This is a genomic window from Flavobacterium sp. 22659 (assembly GCF_052044235.1).
Taxonomy (GTDB): domain Bacteria; phylum Bacteroidota; class Bacteroidia; order Flavobacteriales; family Flavobacteriaceae; genus Flavobacterium; species Flavobacterium johnsoniae.
The window spans coordinates 86,771-106,885 of the sequence record NZ_JBQEMU010000022.1 but is presented as its reverse complement, the minus strand read 5'-3'; the positions used below and the strand labels follow the sequence as shown (position 1 = coordinate 106,885).

Sequence of the window (20,115 nt, the reverse complement as noted above, 5' to 3'; positions counted from 1 at the left end):
CCGAAGGTCACAGGTTCGAGTCCTGTTCCCGCTACTAAGACTAAGCTTCAGAGAAATCTGAAGCTTTTTTTGTATAAAACCAAAAACATCTCAAAATTGATAAATATTTGATTGGTTTTATTTGCGTTCTTAAGATAAAAAACAATAATTTATTTAAAATTATAATATAATCGTAATAACAATGCTTAAAAGACACAACCCCCAGATTCTATTTTTTATTCTTTTAAATTTATTTTTTTCCATCAATGCATTTTCTCAAAAAAGTATTTATGCAGGAATTGAAATTGGAAGAAGAGCTATAAAAGTTTCAGTTATTGATGTAAACAATATCAAAAAAGCTGACTATAAAATCCTTTCTTTCTGGACAGAACGAATTCCTTTTGCTGATCATATTGCTGCATCAAACGCACTTCCTCAGGAAGATATAAACAGAGCAAGCGTTATTGTCAGCGATCAATTAAAAAAAATAAGATCTGAATATAAAATTCTTGAAGAAAACATTTTTATCGTTGCAGCTCCGGTTTTTCAATCTGCTCGTAATATTGATGTTTTAAAAAACAAAATCGCTTCTCTTACAAATAAACAACTTGAAGTTCTAGATGTTAACGAAGAAGCAAAAACACTTGTAAAAGGTGCTATTCCTCCGGTTGATTACGCTAATGCTTTCCTTCTTGATATTGGTGCTCAAACTACAAAAGGCGGTTATATCGACGAACTTAAAGACAACAAATTAGAGTTTATTCCTCTTGAACTGGATTTTGGAACAATGACACTTACAGATGCTGTACAAAAAACAGTTGTAAATCCATCTCAGGCAAATGACATGTCTGCTTATCAGGAAAAATCTTTTGACTTTAACTCCGTTCTTCGTAAAAAAGTAAAAGACTTATTTGACAAAAATCCTCTTTTATTCAAAAAAGATAAAATGTATTTATCAGGTGGTGCTGTTTGGGCATTTTCTACCTTATACTACAATGAAAACGTAAAAGAACATTATATTGCTTTAACTCTGCAAGACGTTATTGATTATGATGCAATTCTAAAAAATAATTTTGGTAAGTTTACTGCTCTCGCAAAAACCAATTCAGAAGCAGCAAGAGTTTTAAGTACTTACGAACAGAAATACTTAATCTCTGCAAACAATATTCTTGTTTCTTGTCTGGAAGCTATGCCAAACTTAGATACAAAGAAAATATACTTTGTAAAAGAAGGACAAGTAACATGGCTTATCTCATTTATAGCAGAACGTTCTAAAAAAGTAAACACTAATTTTTAAAACATTTCTGTTTTTACAATTTTTAAAAGGCTTCAGAAAATCTGAAGCCTTTTTATTTTGGTTTTATATTAAACGAGTTGTTTTATTTCGCTTAGAAACTCAAATTCGTCTAAAGGAAAAAGCTGCAGCACTACTTCGAGCATTAATGCTACATTAATAGATTGATCTTTTCTTGTTTCCAAGATTTTATGTTCCTCATGTTCTAGTGCTAAAATACAAAGTTTCAGCATATTTGTTATAACACAGCCTAACTCATAATAATCTAATACTTTAACCTCTGCGGTATAACAATCTTTTTCATCTTTTGCTGGTTTTAAAGTATTTAGAAACTCTGTTGTTAGTTTTTTAATATCTTCTAAATTTTTAATTTCATTCATTTTTATCAGATTAAAATTATCTTTTTATAAAAAACAAATTTGATGATATTCTAATTCAATTCGGTTATCATATATGATAATCAAGAAAATAAAAAAGTGTAAAAAGAAAATGCCACTTAAAAATTAAGCGGCATTTTCTTTTTAATTGAATAATTTTAGTTTACCTAAAATTATTATTGTTTTTGTATTTGTAAACAAACTCATTTGCCTGTTTATTTCCCGGTAAATTATACTTCATTACTATTTCGTAATTTCCGTATCGCATAAACTGGAAATTGTTGTTTATAAAACGCTGAGCAATTGCCGTGGCACCTGCTTCGCCATTTACATAAGAGTTTACAATCTGATTGCTTAAATCAACCCAGTCTTGTTTGTAAAGCAGTGGCATATTATACTTAAATGGGAAATTTCCTTTTGTCCACGACTGGTTAACGTCATTTTCTATACTTGTCATATAATAAGCATTAAGCGGAATTGCTTTTGCAGGAATAACGCCTAACTCACTTGTATCTCTGTTACTTATCGCGAAACTACCGTTTAAAGGATAATCTTTATATAAATAAGGATAAATATCTGTTGCATAATATTGATCGTTTAGTTTCGATTCTGCCGTTACAAGTGCTTTACCATCGCTGTACGTTACGCCGCTCAACTCAACTAAATCAAATGCTTCCTGGCTCGAAATGGTATTGGTTAAATAAATAACATCTGAATACAGAACTCCAAAATTATAGTTTTGCGTATTTATTGCATTCATTTTAGAAGCAAACGTTTTGTATTTACTTGTATTAAACGAATAGTTCAAACGGTCAATACTTCCTTCGGCTTTAGACAACGCATCGGCTTGATTTTCTTTTATCTGGATATCATTTCCTTCATCGCTGATTGTATTTGTTTTTGTATTTAATGTTGTGCTTTTCGCCGTATTTTGTTTCAAATTACTCACAATTGAAAAATTGTATTTCTTGTCCTGATCGATGTTTGGCAGGTTGTAATACACTTCGTTTGAACTTGTATCATAATTAAAGGCAACAGGTTTTGAATTAGAAGTTCCGTCCTGATCCATTTTTATGCTGGTTTCCCAATTTGCATCTTCAAACAAATAATCCTGACCTCGTTTCAGCTGAATATAACCTTTTGGATATTCTTCTTCAAGGAAATATTTTTGATCTACAATTGGGTACGAATATTTAATATTTGTAAGCGGAATATGGTTTGGCGCACCTCCTGTTGTAAACAACCTTTCTTCATATTCTGTAGCTATTTTTCCATCTACTTTTACTGGCTGGAAAGTACCGTTTACCATTTTTTGGAAACTTACCTCAACCTGAACTTTTAATTCTTTATGCGGAGGCAGAATATCTGTTGAAACAAAATTAACTCTGTCTTTCATAGAACTCCATTCAAAAACACCCGGAATTTCTTTTGTTCCGTCAAATACTTTAAACTTCTCTAAAATTACTTTATAAGTTACATCGCCTGAGTCTTCAGGAATTACAAAAGCTTCATTTACTTTCATTGAAAACGCCGCCTGCGGTACGGCAAAAACATCTACGTCTGTCGAGCTTTGTTTTGGCGTTACATCGGTTATTAGTTTAATTCCTCCTAATGGTAATGCGTTTTCAAATTGGCATTCTTCTCCTAATTCAAATTTAAAGCGGAATTTCCCTTTTATCAGTCCTCCCAGTATATTCATATTTCCGGCCATATATCCTCGCATCCAAACCGGATTTGGCAGTTTTGCCTGCAATAAAACTGCAGCTCCTCCTGAAATAATTGGCACTTTTAATTTTAAGAATGATAGTTTAATTCTAATTCCTAATTCTCCCTGCAGGTAAGCATACGATTGTCCGTTAGCATACCATCCGTTTATACCTACACGACCTCCTGTATTCGAACATCTTGCTTCCTGATAATCTTTAAGCATGATATCGAATCCCATTCCTGCCTGAAAACGTGCGTAAAAAAGTAAGAAACTTAAATCTCCTGTATCAAAATCTAAACTGGCTCCAAAGGCTAAACCTCCTCCGTTTGCCAATGCGTTTTCATCGCGCATATAATCCAGTTCTTTTAAATCGACACCTAAAATCTGAGCAACCTGAGGCGGTGGCGGCGGACTTCCCGGAAGTACTGTTCCAGCCATAAAGTAACTTGTTGTTTTTAAATACATTCCGGCTACTCCTATTTTTATACCGCATCGGTCATCTGGTGTTCCCATGTACATGTACCAGTCTTTTGGATCTTTGTGAAAAACGCCCCAAACTGCTCGTCCCCCCGGTCCTATTCCTGAAAGGAAATTTCCTGGTGTATTAATATAGACATCTGTTGTGGCGTGCATCGATTTGTTTTCAAAATCAAATTCGATAGCGGCAGCCATTTTTATTCCTATAGCTTCTGATAGATCACCTGGAATTGCCTCTTTTGCCTCTGGAATATATTTACTGGCAAAGGAACCTTTAAGATCATTATCTGTAACTCCTAAGAAACTTTTCTTTGCTGTAACATTTGTAGATACTTTTTCCATTAACTTGTCCATGTTTTTTAACGCTGGAGGAATTGGCGAAACTACATTTGCTTTACCAAAAATAGCTAATCTGTTTATTCCTCCTTTTGAGTTAAATGCTATTTCAAATCCAGCTTCTCCATCACAAATAGATTCTGTACCAATATGAAAAAATATTAAAGCTTTAACTCCCAAACTTATTTTTTCATCAGGAGAATAATTTAATCCTGAGTCAGAAAATGTACCCACCGCTACATTTTCATTTCGACGCATTTTATAATATGCTCCTCCTGCAAAACCATTAATCATAAAAGGAGCTGGAGTAGCCGGCCATTTAACCGATGCATCAAAATACCAATATCTAAAAGTGGTACGGCCAAAAATAGCTTTTGCCTTGACATTAACAACACCCGCAACATCAACCGCAAGATTAGCACTAAAACCATCTCCATAAACCGGATCTTTTTCCATTAAAATCAAACCTCCGTTAATGGTTAGACCACTAAACTTACAGTTAATATTAATGGCAGAAAGGTCGAGACCGTCATATCGGCTTCGCTGCCTGTATCCGTCGTCATACATTTTACCTTTTATCCCAATTCGGGCTGTAGCTCCGGCACCAACGCTTTCCATCAGGTTAATTCCTAAATCAAAATCGATTCTGGAATTATCTCCATTAATGGCAACATTTATATTTCCTATAGAAACCGGAAAGTTTCCAAAGGCAACTGTGCCTTTATAACCCATATTTCGAACCGAAATAATAGGCGAAACGGTTTGTAACTGCAGATTTTCAAAAGTAATACCTTTAAAATCTACAGTGCGTTTTCCTTCTACATCTTTATCGTCTGTTGCTCCTTTATTGGTCCCAAAAGAAACGGAACCATTTAAGTTTGCTTTGGGTAAAAAACGTCCGTTAACTAATTTTAATTCAACCGAACTGTTAGGCAGTAATAAGGCTTTTGCTTTCCAAATATCAAAGGCTATGGAATCTTTTGTAATAACAACTAATTGCTGTTCTTCCATAGAGATAAATCCGTTGTATTCTAAACCGGCTCTATTGGTCTGTTTTTGTTTAGCCGCAGTATTTGATGCTGCATCTCCTGACGCATTTGCATTTGCAGCCGGAGTGGCAGCGGTTTCTTTTTTCTCTGTTCCTGCTTTACTAATTGGTAAAAGAATCTGTCCTTTTAAATTTGCTTTTACAAAAGTATTTGCCGCAATTGTAACATCGATATGGTCTAAGGAATAGGCCCAGGATTTTTCCTGACTTGTTATACCTCTGTCTAAAGGAAAAACATTATCTGCATAAAAAGTTCCCGAAACTCCATATTTATCAATAATAAGGTTTTGAGCTCCTACATGAAGTCTTTCTTTGCTTGACGCTGTATCTGTAGTTTGAAATTCTTTTGGCAGACCTACATCAAAAGTCTGAACAAATACTCCTTTCCATGCTTCCTGACTGGGTACTAAAAGTGCATTTTTTGCATAATATTCTGGAAAAACAACTACAGGATCGTTTTTTAAATCGCTTAAATCCAGTACTGCATTATTTACCAAAAATTGGAAATTACCATCAAAGTCTTTTCCGTTTCGTTTGTCTTTTAAAACAAAAGGCTGCAAACTTACATTTACCAGAATATCATTCCAGCTTCCTGCTGTAAAGCTGAACTCCCCTCTAACTCTATTTGGTATTTGAACAGTTTTTCCGTTGTAATATGTTTTTGGAATTGTAGTTTTTGCTTCGTCAACCGTTTTTGTTAATGGATCTATTGGCAGGATTAAATTTCTTGAAAACTCAACTGCTCCAGAAACTTTCATTTCTTTAAATCCATCACAGTCAATTTTTACATAGGTAAGATCATTTACATTTCCGGTTGCCATGTCGAAACCTCCATATAATGAAAGCTGCCATTTATTATCGCTGAACGGAATATCGACATTGCCCAGTAACACTAATTTTGCTTCGCCCATAATACCTCCCTGATGTGATAATTTAACATTATCTGCACCAAAGAAAAGCTGCATAGGCTGTCCATTTTTATCTTTCTGTGGAATATCAACGCGGCAAAAAACAGTCAAAGTTGTGTACTCTGGAGTAAAAGTTGCTTTAGTAATCCCAATAGAGTATTGAATATTATTTACCGTATTACGAATACCTATTGGCAGTTCTACCAAATCCTGATTTGAAAATTTATCTACCCAGCGGTCAGATGCTTCGATCTTTTCGATAGAGCTCGAAGCTGCACCTAATTCTTTTGGAGGTGCAATGTCCTGCCCATAAGAAAAAACAACCGAAAACAAGATAAGTAACGATGCGAAATGTATTTTGTAATTTTTTTTCATAAGCAAATAATTCTGTTTTTTTGAAAAATAAAGCATACCTATTTCTTTTATATTTTATACTCTCATTTTATTTAAGAGTACTTATTTTGTCTTTAATTGTTCTTTAAAAATTTAAAATCAACCTCATCATCTTTTACATTTTTAAGTGCTAAATCATGATAAAAAGGAATCAATTTTATTTTTATTTCTTCGATAGTTTCTGTTTCTGTCTTTTTCTCTTTCATCATCTTAAAGAAATGCCCAAGTTCTTCTTTATTAAAAACTGAGAGATTATCATTTTGATGAATTTGATCTACAGGTGTATTTGAAAGTATCGTAATTTCATTAATCATCCACCTATGAACTAATAAAGGCTGTAACTTTTTATTTTTTCTTTCTACCAGTTTTAAATAAGAATTATAACTTACTTTATCAGTTACATCTTTTTCATTTACGCCGTGCATTTTATGTTTATTCACTCTTCCAAGAGCCATAACATAATCGTTTTCAAATCCTTCGTCTTTACGAATCATTTCTTCTCTTAAACTTTTTGCAGTATCAAGAAGATATTTATTGTATTTATCTAAGATGTCATTATTTAAATCATAAACTTTTAAATAATTCAATGCTTTTTCTTTGAAGCTTTGATCATCAGGAGTCAAAGTTGTAAGCGTAAGTAAATGCTGTAAATCATCTGAATCTTCTTTGGGCATTGGGCGAAGTGCAGACTGCATATCCTGAAGCTGTTTTATAATTTCGTCTCTGGTGCCTTCGTAAGTTTTGTCTTTATGATTTATTTTTAGAACAGGGTTTAAAACTGTTTCTTTTTCTTTCTTAGGTTCTTTTTTAGCAGGCAGTTTGATTTTATCAAGCGAACAGGAATAATTTAGAGTTGCTGTTAAATCATTGAATTTTTGAGTGTTTGTACTGCTTCGAAACATTGAAATAATATTTAAACTAAAGTTGTGTCTTTCGAGCATTACGTAACTATTGTTAAACTTAACTCCAAACACAGAACTCGAATTCATATTTCCCTGCGTGTTATTGTACAGAAACCCAAGATTGGTATTCAGCTTGTCTTTGAATAATTTTTTTGAAGCTCCAACCGAAGCTCCCATCGAAGAATTATTGTTTCTGCTTACTTGATTATTGGTATAATTAAGCGAACTGTTTAAAGCAACTTTTGCTGCCAGAAAACTAACTGTATGCGCCAAATTATAATTCTGAACTGTACTTGCCTGACCTTTACGAATTACACCTCCCTGTTCATTGGCCTGACCAGCGATGCTGTAATTAAAATTCAGATTTTGATTTCTCTTTTTTCCAAAAGCATACGACATATTCATATTGGCATTTTGAGACAACTGTCTATAATCTAACGTATCTGACGGTACTACATTGGGATTGTTTATTAGCTCAAACTGATCTAATTTTTTATTGGTATAGGTTGAGAAATTAGAATAACTACCTGTAATATTTAATTGATCTGTTACTCTGTAATTCATGTTAATAGATCCTACTACACGTTTTGTATCCTGTTTTTTTACTTTTTCAAGATCGTCTCTTTGAAATCCTAAACTGGTTGAAATGGTAATTTTATCCTGATAAAATGGACGGGCAAATCGCAGCGATATATTTTCTAAGTCGTTATTAAAATATAACGCTCCCAAAGTGTTATAATTAGGATCGATGCGTTCGTATGTTAATCCTACTGTACTTTTTTGAATGTTATAATCAAAATTAACGTTGAAGGCATTCATAAAACTTGTCGTTTCTTTACTAGAAAAAATCTTATCTCTAAGACCTCCGCCCGAAATAGTTTTACTTCGAATGTCATCTGTTAAAACAGACAAGGCATACTCTACATTTAAATTTAAGTTTCTGACTAATGATGTACTGAAAATTAAACTGTTTACAAAGTTTTCTTTTGGTGTAACTCCTCTGTCATTTACCATATTTAGTGAGTTGACATCGTCTTTTGCATAAAAACCAATCCAGCCTAGTTTGTATTGGGCTTTCTCAAATCCTACTTTTGCTCCATATCCAAAACGCTGGTATACCGGAACTCCTCCTAAAGCATTTTCTTCTGAAACGGCTTTAAGCAGCTGCCCTCCCATTAAGGATATTTTAAAGGGGCTTCTTGGTGTAAGTTCCAATCCAACTCCTTTAAACGGATAACCGCTTAATGTGTAAGGAGAAAATGTCATGCTCACATTTCCTATATAGGCTTTTACCCATTTGTATTTGGGCATAATACTTAATCTGTTAAAATCGAATGGGGCTGTGTAGCCTAAATTATTCCCTTGATTGGTAATACTATAAGAGACCGGAACGCTAAAATTAAAAGCACTAACGTTTAAATTTCCTGAAAACAGGTAAGTAAAAGGTTCACGCGAATTTTCCATATTAGAAGTATAGTACATCATATTGGCATTGATATTCCCTGTTACTTTAAAATTTGGTTTATAAAAATTCTCTAAATCTACATCCTGTGCATATCCTTTCCTGCAAAAACAACAGGCAAAAACAATACATAACCAAAACAAGATTTTATTATTCTTTATCTTCATTTATTGGTTATTGTTTTTGGACTTTGATATCACATAAAATGTAAGAACTTGTGCCGTTCTTTACCATTTCTTTAATTTTAATGGCGCCTTTTCTGCCGTCTTGTGTTTTAAATAAAATTATTCTTGGATAAGTAAAACCGAATTCCTGTGCTCCTGCAGCAGTATAACTTATGTTTAATGATTTAATTGGTGTATCATTTACCATGGCATCAAATTGCGACTCAGTAAAATTTAAACCGCAGTTACATAAATTTTGAGAGTTTACAAAAATGGTGCTTTGTGCATTTTTTAATGCTAAAAAACCATAGTTATTTGCCTGATCCGGTGATACAAATCTATTGTAAGTAAAATTGCTGTTTAAACCTTGAAAAACAATATCTATTAAACTGCTGTTCTCATCATTAATCTCGTTTGCTTTATAAACCTGACGCGTTACTGTTGAGAACATTGCACCAATATTATTATTGTTATGCGCCGAATTGATTCCCAATTTTATGTTCGTTAAAGTACGCAGATTGGTATCTGGAAGAACTGTAATAGTTGATTTAAAAATCTGACTTATTTTATCGTTAAAAGCTTCTAAAGTCACTTCATGAGTACCTGGGTTTGTAAATACAACAATTGGATTTTCTTCTGTAGAAACGGCTGGATTACCGCCTTCAAAAGTCCATTTATAACTTGTCGCACTAACTGATTTATTAGTGAAAATAATTTTTACTGGAGCTTCGTAATCATCATCTTCAAAACTTGGCTCGTAGGTAAATAAGCTTACTAAATAGGGATCAACAGTAATTGTTTTTGTTTGTTTTTCAGATTCAAAACCATTAGAAACAGTCAACGTTATAGTATGTTCTCCCGGAGTTATAAATATCACATTTGGAGGTGTTTTTCCTGTGAAAGATGCGGGCGATCCTTCTTGAAATTCCCATTTAAAAGTCAGTCCTTCTCCAATAGTAGAATTCTTCAAAATTACCTCAACAGGAGAATAATTGCTTTTTACAATTTCATGAGTAAACTCAATATTGATTCCATCCTTAATTACAACAGTTTTGGTGAATTCTCTACTCTCTCCATCTACATTTGAAGCTTTTAACTTAATGGTATAAGTGCCTTGTTTATTGTACAGAATCTCGCCCGGATTTTTAGAATTTGATGCAGAAGGGTTTCCTCCTTCAAATGTCCATTCATAAGTATCTGCACCAGTTATTTTGTTATCTATTTCAATAATAACGGGTATGGATTCATCCTGATTGGCATACGAAGTCGTAAAATCACCTTCTATAGCTATAGCAGTCTCCTGATAACATGAAGCAGCAATAATAAGTAAGAATAAGAGTAAAGTTTTTTTCATTCAGTGCATTTTAAAACACTGCAGTTAATAAAAAGACTGCAGTGTTTTTGATGTATTATTTTTGAGCGTCGGCAAATTTTGTTTGGAAATCAGAAATTTTCACTAATTCACTCTGGAACATTAAATAAATATCATTTCCTTTAAACTTAACCATATGAACATATTTGAAAGATGTGCCTGTCCTGTTTCCACCAGCTCTTATTTTTAACTCTCCATCATTAAAAAGAGATAAAGTATTATTTTGCAGATTTAATTTGAAGATTCCTTTTCCTTCACTCACTACATATAAATCATTTTTTGTATCAAAAGTAATATCAGAAAAATGATCGCCATTTGCTGCCGAAACTAGAGTTGTTACTTTCCACTCATTATTCACATATTCTAATTTTCTAATTGCAGAATTTTTGTAAGTTCCCGTACTTGGATCATAAACATCATCAATTAAATACAAAATACTGTTCATACTAATTATTTTTGTTACAGTATTAAAACTTGCATCTAATCCTGCTCCATCTTTTATTTCACTTTTACCTGAACCTGCAACAAACACGTCACCATTTAAATCTGGCAAAACTCGTTTTATATTTTTTGCGTTATAATCAAAAACAAAATAGGTGTTATCGTTATTATTACAGATACTAAAAAGATTGATTTTACTGGCAAATGGAGAGCTTATTGGTTTCATGGTATAAAATGCTTTTAACTCTGAAAAGTTATTTTCAAAACGCATTATTTTATCCTGATCCGGGCTGTCATTACCTTTTGCAACCAGTAGAACATCTCCGTTATTTGTTAAGGCAAGTTTAGCGAAATTATAAGTTCCTAAATCAAGATAATTAAGTGTAGTTTCTTTCCCGTCAAGACCAACCTTTTTTAAACTTGTAAAGATTCCTCCTTTATCGTTCTGATTCTGTCCTATTGTATAAACCGTATTGTCGGCATTAATAACAAAATCATTAATAAAACCATTTGAAATATAATCTGCTTTTATTTCTCCTTTTTCTTCTGGAGTTACTGCTGGTTCACTATCGGAACCTGAACAGCTATTTAAAATCAACAAAAACTGTAATGCTGTTGCTGCTAAAATAATTTTCTTCATTTTTATCATTATTATATTAATTCGTTATTTAATTGCGTTTAAGGTGACTTCCTAAATTATTACCATTGCCAACCAAAACTCTTACGATATTCATTGCAGTAATATCATTACTCATTTTATAACCTACTGGGTTTCCTCTATTTTCAAAAGCTGCTTTAAACACTTTTCCGTTGAATGTAATCACTTCTTGATTTAATAATTTTTCATATCCGCTGAATGTGCCGCCTCTGGCAAACCATGTCGCTATTAAATTATTATCAAGGTCTATAACTTCATATTTTAAGTCTCCGTTTGAAGAAGGTGAAATCATTCTTATAAATCCAATTCTTTTATCTTCCGGATCCGGATTTTGTGCTTTTATGCTATAAATAACACCAAAGTCATCAATTCCTATTTTATATGTGTCTGCAATATTTTCTGCGTTTTCTATTTGATCCTGAACTCCATATCTTTTGGCAGAAATACCAGTTAATTCTCCATTGATAAAATTTTCAAAGGCTGTTTTATTTAAACCTTCTGTATTGATATAATTTCTGTCGAATAGCTCATACACAACGCTTCGGTCATAATTGAAAGCGCTGAATTTTCTGCTTTTGAATTCTAATTCATTATATCTTCCTGTTTTTTCATCCTGCAGTTCAATCCAAGGCAATACTAAAGACTCTTCATTTGGAGCTTTTTTTAATTCTACTATAACTGCATAACTTTTGTCTAAACTTAAAATCTTAAAAAAGGGCTTTTTGCCTTCTATAAAACCTATTGTTTTATCGTCTAATTTTATTTCTTGTTTGTCTATTTTTATTTTTTGTGCGAAGCTTTGAATGCTTATTAAAATAATTAATAGAGCAAAAAAGCTTTTTTTAGTATTATTCATTGTGTTATTCTTTCTTTATTGATATCGCACATTATAAATGAACTTTAAGATTTTCATCATCGAAATCCAACCTTAAAAACTCATTCATTAGTGCTGATGGAAAAGCATAATTTGTTTTTAATTCCCATTCTTCTTGTACTATTTCCAGTTCTTTAAAAAATCTTTCCATAATGAATTCTTTATTCCCTTTAATAGTTATTAAGATCCAAGTAGAAATATTATATCCTTTATTTTTAGGTATGATAAATCTTTTTACTTGATCATTATTCTGCTTACTTACATATACTTCAAACATTATTTTACGAATTTTACTGATGTAACATATTTATATGAACCATCTGCATTCTTTTCATTGCCTATCAATGTCTTCACTTTTACCTCTTAATCAAATTGTAACAATAATATACTCTTATAATTTTTCTGAAATTTCACTTCTTATCTAAATATACTATTCCCAAATACTATCGGATATATTCTTTATTTATTAAATCAATTTTGTACTTAGTGTAAATTTGATTTGATGCCATCCAATAATTTTCCATTTTTCGTAAAACCTTTGCACAATCACTTTCTGAATGGTGAATATTCAAAACCAAATCATTCTCTTTTAGTGATTTAAACAAATCAAATTTCCCTTTACTTCTTTGTCCTTCCCCATAGTAAGTGTAACTTTCCCAAAACAAACTCAAACACTTTACATATTTTAAAAAGTATCTATTTTCAAAATTTAGCATTTCAATATTCAATTCATTATTCTGAAAAAAAAATTCTATTTCTTCAATAGATTCAAGGGTTAAAGTTTTAGCTAATGTTTGCTTTCTTAAATTACAGATGCTAGTATACGCTTTACTTAATAAGGTTTCAATTTCGACCTTTTTATCCGTCGAATTTGTAATTTCTAATTGTTTTAATAATTCTTTCATTACCACATTGAGTTATCTGAATCATTTAATTTTGCCATTCTCTAAAATCTCTGTGATTTTCTGTAAATAATAAATAATATGGACCTTCATTCTTCAATAAAGCATTAACTATATTGATTAAGAATATAATTTTATTATCAAACCCTGTTTGGCAAAGCAATAATTCTTTCTCTTTATAGGTTTTAGTTATAAAAAGGTTAATCTCTTGATGAAATTTATTATTCTCTGAACCCTCTGAGTGTCTAAAATTTCTTTCTTTAAGTAATTCTTCCAATAACTTCTCAATTTGATAAACACTGAAATCTATTAATTGATGGACTTTCTGATCATCAAAAACTGAACTAATTTTTTTTAATATCGCATATCTTTCAGATGTTATTTTTCCAAATTCTACAGCCTCATTTTTATTATTTAATATATAAAAGAACTTCATTATTTACATTTTAGGGTTAAAATAGATAATAACTTCATTTGGTGTGTTTTTTATTATTTCAACAGTTCCATCAAAATTATTTGCTTTAAGAATTTTGCCTGTTGGAGTTTCAAAAACAGCAAGTTCGGGAGATAGTCCGTCTTTTAGCTTTTGCTTAAAAATGGTAAGATTTATCGATTCATTTCCCGTATAAATATCTGATGATTTCCACCATCCCTTTACTTTTGATGGAGCATAATCTTCAATTGCCTGTTTAAATATAACCGAACCGATTCCTTGTCCTTGCAATTTTTCAGGAATATTTAAATGAAACTCTAAGATATTATTGTTAGAAAAGGCCACTCCCACTTGTTCTCTATAAACTTGATATGTAACATTAACATCATAATAAGTCGCATGGTTTCCATGAAAATCACCATCGTGTTCATCTATTTTTGTCCATAGTTTTTCGATCTTTCCACCACTTTGCAATCCTTTCCATTTTGTATAACCTCCAGCTTTTTCAATAGCTTCTAAATTTTTAGACACTAAATTTAACTCATTCAAATCTGTACGAAGCGATGGAGCATGTTCTGCTAAAACTTGCCAAGCCTTAAAACCTGAATTTTCATTAACGAGCGCTTTAAATTCTTTACCATTTATTGCTAAATCTTCCATCAAAAACTTAAGGCATTGTGAATAAGAAAAGCACGAATGCAATACAAAAAATAGAATTACAATTTTTTTCATCATACTACAATTTAATTTCTTTTTCCTCATCTTCGTAATTGCTCAAATTCTTAAACTTTAGTACATATTTTCCATCTAAAAAATAAATATCATTCAACAGAACACTTCCGAATTCGAATGAAATGTGTGCAATATCACCTGTCTCCAAATTGATTTTATAAATACTTCTTTCATGAAGAATAATCAAATTATTATCAAAAAAATAATTTCTCACAAAATCATTATTCCTCGGTTCAATAGGAGATTTATATTCTTTAAATTCTTTAGATTCTACATTGTAAACTATGGGATTATATTTTGGAATGTAAATATATATTCCATTTTCTGATTCCATTTTAAAATGATCCAGATTTACAAAAAGTCCTTCAAATTCACATTGCAACAATGGAATATCGATTTTTTCATTATTTACAAAAAAATCGAATTTCCAAAACATTCGACCATAATTAAGTTCTTCTAATTCTGTTGCTGTAAGTTCTGTATTACTTTTTAAAGCTTTATAAAAGTGTTGACTATCTAATTTCATAAACATGGTTTTTTAATATTATTTTTTCTAAAAATCTCGAAAGCTTCTATCATTTCATCTAATTTCCCAGCTTTCTGAGCATCTTTAAAATCCGAAAGTATCTTAGAAGATGCATTTATGTAATCTACTATATCATCTGAAACATCTAAAGGTAATTTATTAAACGCTGTTTGCAAATCGGTTACTACCTCTTTTCCTTCTACAACGCAGTTTCTCCACTTGCCATTTAAATATATTTTAGCTTCTAAATTTTTGAAATAGTCGGCACTCATACTATGCAGTTTTTTAGAAAATTCTATTTGTTCTCCTGCTAAATTTGCTTCCTTTTTAAACCATGGTGCTACATCGCCTATTTTAAGATCTACATCGGCAGCTTTATCACTCATTTCAAAAACAAAATAATAACTTCCTTCGCTAATATCATTACTCAACATCCTTGAATCATAAGTGTAAACTAAATCATCTACTCCTGCAGAATTTTTTAAAATAGGACTTCCAAATCCTCCTCCCAAACTTGATTCTTTTTGAAATCTATCAATTCTAAACTTATAATTTTTCCCACTAATAATCTGCTTTATTTTAGAAAACCCACTATATGGTGGCCAATTAATTCCATTATAATGATTAAGATCATTCGTTTTAAATAGATCATAAAGTTCGTCCCATTTATTCTCACCCCATAATTTATATGCTTGTTCTGCAATTTCTGGTTTAGCCCCACCTGCAAAATCATTCACGGAATTTACAAAATCTTTAAATTTCACATTTTTATAGACCATGTCACCTACCTCATCAATAAACCCAAGCACTCTCCAGACTTCTTCTTGATCTGCGATTAATTTTCTTTCTTCAGATGATATTTTATCTATCTTGGTTATTAAACTTTTCCATTGTGTATAGTGAGCAAGCAACAGAACCTTAATGCTTTTATTTTGTTGTAGAATGGCTTTAGTAGTTGCTGGCAATTTCGATACAAATTTGTAACCACCTACAGCGATACTCTTTATTCCAATAACAGCCATACCAAGATTATAAGCCGTAACAGCTTTTCCTAAAAAACTTTCAGGATCTATTGTTTGAGTATTTATTCCAATATTACCAACTGCACCTGCCACTTCTCCTAGTGCCCAAGCTCGACGCACCCAAGTCACTTTAGTAGCCAATAGGGTACCACCGCTAAAATAAATAGTAGCCACATCTAGTGTGGTCACTATACCTTTCTCTATATAATCATTCCTTACTTTATCATCTTGGTATTTTAAGAAAATTGCTGGAACAATATAATGGTTATTTCCTAAATCATTATCTCCTAAAGCTGTTGCTATCAAAGGTAGTTTTCCTTGTTGTGGTACTATTATAATTGGAGTCAAAGGAGAAACTTCTTCTATAATTTCAATATGTTCTTCTTTATTTACTCCACTACCTTTAGTATCAAATGCCTTATAGAAATAAGTAATATACCTATCATTCAACGTGACGTTTCCTGTACTTTCATTATATACTCCCTCATTGTATTTAGAGGTAAATACTGGACTAATTAATGATGATGTATCACTACTATAATCTATTCCTTGTAGATTTATTACTCTTTTTGCAAAATCATCTGTTTCCTTAGGCCATCTGTTCTCTATAGATTTTGGAGCCTGATTAAACATTGTTACTAAAGCCCCTATAAAATTTGTATAGTTTTTCTTATCAGTTAAAAAGTAAACAGAAGCATCATCTATTTCTCCTATAAGCTTTTTTAAAACCTTATTAGTGTCCTTCTCTAAAAATGCATAAAAGTTGGTATAGTTATCCGTTCTAATAGCACTCATTAAGCGCAAAATCGCCAATTCAGAACGTTCCTTTAACGCTGACTGCGTTGAAATTGTATTGATAAGGCTTTCAATTTCTGTGTAAGCTAAGTTTCTAATAGCTGACATACAAGCATTATTAACAGAGGTCGCAACTTTCTCTCCGTCTGTTAATTTCATTACCTCTCTTAATTCTGCAATTCCATCTTTCATTTCAGAAGATGAACAATCTCTTAGATCTCTTGACAATAATTCTTGTGTAAAATTATTATAACAAGAGCCGTCTTTAATGTCAAAAGGAGAAAGCTTCCAATCGCTTTCAGTAATATTTTTTATTTTTTCTAAAACTCGTGCGTTAACATCTTTAACCTTTTCATCTTCAGCATTCCATTCAACTAATACATAATCATAGTCACATCCATCTCCTCTAGATCTGAATAAATTAACTTTATCATTAATCGTTTTAGAAACTTTTTTCGCTACAATCTTTTCAGTACCATTAATGAATACTTTTGCATTTATATCCCATTCATAATATTTATCATTATATTTAATGGTTTTAATAATATAATTTTTCGCAATTGCGACTGAAACTACTATTCTCTCATTATTAAAATAAAACTCATCTATAAGAACTCCACTTGGTGTTAATGCTAAATGGGCAAATTTATTAAGCTCCCCACTACTCTGACTCTGAAAGGCATACAACTTAAACGCAGGATCATTAATCTGTTTCCAATCTTGATGGTTTAAAACTGTTCCCGAGCTATAATCCATTAAGAAATCAGTACTAGAATCTGTTGTTTTGTACTGCTCAAAAGGATGCTCGAGTTTAAAAATTCCGTGACCTAGTTCATGTGCAGGAGTTTTTGACAGCCCTGAATTAAATACATAACCAAACTGACCATTCAAACGCATATAACCCTGTTGTCCTGTACTGGAAGTTTTATCTGTTACAAAAAGCACATAACTATTATCCGTACTTTGATACAAGTCATTTATAGCTTGTTGGTCTGTACTATAAGTTGAAGTAAGGGTGTTTTTTTCTGTTTGAATTGTATTTCCTGAAACAACGTTGTCAATATTCAGAGCACCTTCTTTTTTAAAGTTGATTTTAACCCCAACTTTACTGTAAATCTCCTGAGTCTTGGTAATAATATCATCAAGCTTTTTTTGAGAATTACCATCTGTAGGCACCAATGCTACATTGACATCTTTTGGTGAAATATGCACTAGCATAAATGCGCCAATAACCTGCCATTTTTTACCTTGTTTTATAGTTGCTAATATCTGTTCTTCTGCGTAACTCAGATTTCCTTTTACAGTAAGATAGAATATTTTTTCTTTTCTTGTAAAATCGATTTTAGCTCCATTCTGCGTTTTAAAAACAATGCTATCCAGATTTATTTTGGCATCTGTAAGGGTTACTGTAGCCAGCATTGTATCGGAATCGCCATTTAATACTGCTTTATAAGGCAGTACATTATCTCCAGCTTTGGCATATATTTTCTTTAAAGCAGCAGATGCATTTTCAGGCATTACATCAAAAGCATATTTACTTCCGTTTCCAGAAAAAGCAATCGAAATTCCTTTGGCAGTAAAGGCTGTCGCTTGACCACTTTTATCTACTCCATCTGTATTTTCAGGAGTAGGTTTTCCTCCTGCCGCTGCTATTGCAGGTTCATTGCTGCCGTTTCCATCTTTATCTACGGTATAAATATTTCCTTTGCTGTCTGTAATTACAGTATCTTTTCCGCCTGGAATAGTTATTTGCTGGCCGTCTTTACCATTTACAAGAATATCTCCATTGGCATTGATTACGATGTCTTTTACTTCAAACGGAACAGTTTCTTCGATTTGTCCTCCCTGACCTTCACCAGTGAAATCTTCAACATCTGTAATATTCTTCCAATCAGCATTATAACTTGTCTCTACAATACCGCTTATTAATTGGTAATCGGTATTGATAACAATGTCTTTAAACTCAACTGCAATTTTAGTATCGGCTAAATAAGGTACAATAATATATCCTCTTCCTGAATATGGACTGTTTTGTCCTTGCAGTTCTAAAATAGTTACAGGGAAATCGCCAGCCTTAAATGTTTCACTCTGAATTAAATTCGTAAGTGGTTTTTGATTCTGAATATTTATTTGTGGTACAATACCGCAATTATAAGCAGGAACACCGCTGGTTTCTGTTGGCGTTGTAAAAGTGCTTATATTGGAGTAAGTAAACGACTGCACTCCATCTTCGGCAGGATCGCAACTTGAACCTACTCTAAACTGATAAGTAACTCCCGGTTCTAAATTGGTAATTAAACTTTGTCTGTTTAAACTATTTGACGAAAACCACTGGGCATTACGAACGTCTTGCTTTTTATACTGTACTTGATAACGTGTATGTTCTGGTATTCCTTCCCAGGTAATTTTTACACTTTTGGAACTTTGTGCTTCGCTTAACAAAAATGTTGGTGCGGCACAGGAAGCAGTATATTTAAAGGAGTATATTTCACTATATCCGTCATTTTTAAAAATAGCATTCTCTGAAAGTCCTGTCGTAGAAATAGCTCTTACTCTCCATGCATAACGCAGTCCGGGAGTAAGGATTGGCATACTTAAATTATATAATAATGCAGTCCCAAATAAAGTTTCTTCATATAAAGTCGGTGACATTTGAAACCCAATCTGAGGATCTAATGACGGATCGAAAAGCTGTTTAAGCTCAAATTTATACGACACATTTGTTGCATTGATCTGACGTGGTGTCCATGTAAATAAAATATTAGGAAACTCCGTCGAAGCAATTTGTTCGTTTTTCTGCGGTGTATTTAATATTGGCGGATCATTTAATATCAGATACAAACTGGCACAGCTTTTTTGAGATATTTTTTGATTGGTTACAAAATCATACATCTCAAAACAAAAATTATACATTCCTTCTGGTAAAGGATTTGCATATTGTGCTGGAGAAATTCCCTGCAGGTTCTCCAGTCTGAAAAGTGATGCAATGTCTACATTGGTCAACGTTTGCAATTCACCTCCATTAATATATATAGGTCTTTGTTCCTGAGCGTAATCAGAAGTTTGGATATTTAGTCCGTTACCTTGTATATATAGTTTTAAACGTACTCGTCTCTGCGATATAGAAATATCTGTAGGGTTAATCAATAATTGCATCTTAGTATCCATGCTTGTGGCATAATCAGATATTTTGACGCTGTACGGGCTATTAAAAACTGGTGTTAACTGAACTGGATATAATTGTGCATATCCTGTTACATTAAAAAACAGGAATACAACAAATAAGTATATGCTATTGAAAAGGTTCTTCAT

At 32.2% G+C, this 20,115-nt stretch carries 13 protein-coding genes; 1 reads left to right on the top strand and 12 read right to left on the bottom strand.

The window, feature by feature from the left end; translation table 11 throughout:
* The first annotated feature begins 181 nt into the window (after window positions 1-181).
* On the top strand, window positions 182-1,276 hold the full coding sequence (locus ACTJIW_RS19475; protein WP_073407722.1) for a Ppx/GppA phosphatase family protein: 1,095 nt from the start codon (window positions 182-184) through the stop codon (window positions 1,274-1,276).
* Window positions 1,277-1,344: 68 nt separating this feature from the next.
* Here ACTJIW_RS19475 and ACTJIW_RS19470 read toward each other — a convergent pair whose 3' ends face one another.
* The 12 genes from ACTJIW_RS19470 to ACTJIW_RS19415 form a co-directional block, all read right to left on the bottom strand.
* Window positions 1,345-1,653 carry a hypothetical protein gene (locus ACTJIW_RS19470; protein WP_433815503.1) on the bottom strand — a complete coding sequence of 103 codons (309 nt, stop codon included), beginning with the start codon at window positions 1,651-1,653 and terminating at the stop codon, window positions 1,345-1,347.
* Between the two features lie 160 nt (window positions 1,654-1,813).
* Complete coding sequence (locus tag ACTJIW_RS19465; RefSeq protein WP_440714380.1) at window positions 1,814-6,502, bottom strand: hypothetical protein; 4,689 nt, start codon at window positions 6,500-6,502, stop codon at window positions 1,814-1,816.
* A 92-nt stretch (window positions 6,503-6,594) separates the two neighbouring features.
* Window positions 6,595-9,051: a hypothetical protein gene (locus tag ACTJIW_RS19460; protein ID WP_440714381.1), complete on the bottom strand. Its 2,457-nt coding sequence runs from the start codon at window positions 9,049-9,051 to the stop codon at window positions 6,595-6,597.
* A 7-nt stretch (window positions 9,052-9,058) separates the two neighbouring features.
* Window positions 9,059-10,402, bottom strand: coding sequence for a PKD domain-containing protein (locus ACTJIW_RS19455; protein ID WP_121362143.1), 1,344 nt, complete (start codon window positions 10,400-10,402; stop codon window positions 9,059-9,061).
* A gap of 55 nt (window positions 10,403-10,457) precedes the next feature.
* Window positions 10,458-11,501 carry a hypothetical protein gene (locus tag ACTJIW_RS19450; protein ID WP_147408449.1) on the bottom strand — a complete coding sequence of 348 codons (1,044 nt, stop codon included), beginning with the start codon at window positions 11,499-11,501 and terminating at the stop codon, window positions 10,458-10,460.
* Window positions 11,502-11,529: 28 nt separating this feature from the next.
* Entirely contained in the window at window positions 11,530-12,375 is an 846-nt protein-coding gene (locus tag ACTJIW_RS19445) for a hypothetical protein (RefSeq protein WP_440714382.1), read from the bottom strand.
* Window positions 12,376-12,406: 31 nt separating this feature from the next.
* Window positions 12,407-12,670: a hypothetical protein gene (locus ACTJIW_RS19440; RefSeq protein WP_440714383.1), complete on the bottom strand. Its 264-nt coding sequence runs from the start codon at window positions 12,668-12,670 to the stop codon at window positions 12,407-12,409.
* 166 nt (window positions 12,671-12,836) lie between these two features.
* Entirely contained in the window at window positions 12,837-13,298 is a 462-nt protein-coding gene (locus ACTJIW_RS19435) for a hypothetical protein (RefSeq protein WP_440714384.1), read from the bottom strand.
* A 25-nt stretch (window positions 13,299-13,323) separates the two neighbouring features.
* Window positions 13,324-13,731: a hypothetical protein gene (locus ACTJIW_RS19430; protein WP_440714385.1), complete on the bottom strand. Its 408-nt coding sequence runs from the start codon at window positions 13,729-13,731 to the stop codon at window positions 13,324-13,326.
* A 3-nt stretch (window positions 13,732-13,734) separates the two neighbouring features.
* Window positions 13,735-14,388 (bottom strand): hypothetical protein, encoded by a 654-nt coding sequence (locus tag ACTJIW_RS19425; protein ID WP_440714386.1) that lies wholly within the window; start codon window positions 14,386-14,388, stop codon window positions 13,735-13,737.
* Window positions 14,389-14,464: 76 nt separating this feature from the next.
* The gene (locus ACTJIW_RS19420; RefSeq protein ID WP_440714387.1) at window positions 14,465-14,986 is read right to left on the bottom strand and encodes a hypothetical protein; all 522 of its coding nucleotides are present in this window, start codon (window positions 14,984-14,986) and stop codon (window positions 14,465-14,467) included.
* The gene (locus ACTJIW_RS19415) at window positions 14,983-20,115 is read right to left on the bottom strand and encodes a hypothetical protein (RefSeq protein ID WP_440714388.1); all 5,133 of its coding nucleotides are present in this window, start codon (window positions 20,113-20,115) and stop codon (window positions 14,983-14,985) included. Before ACTJIW_RS19415 ends, ACTJIW_RS19420 begins: the two co-directional genes overlap by 4 nt.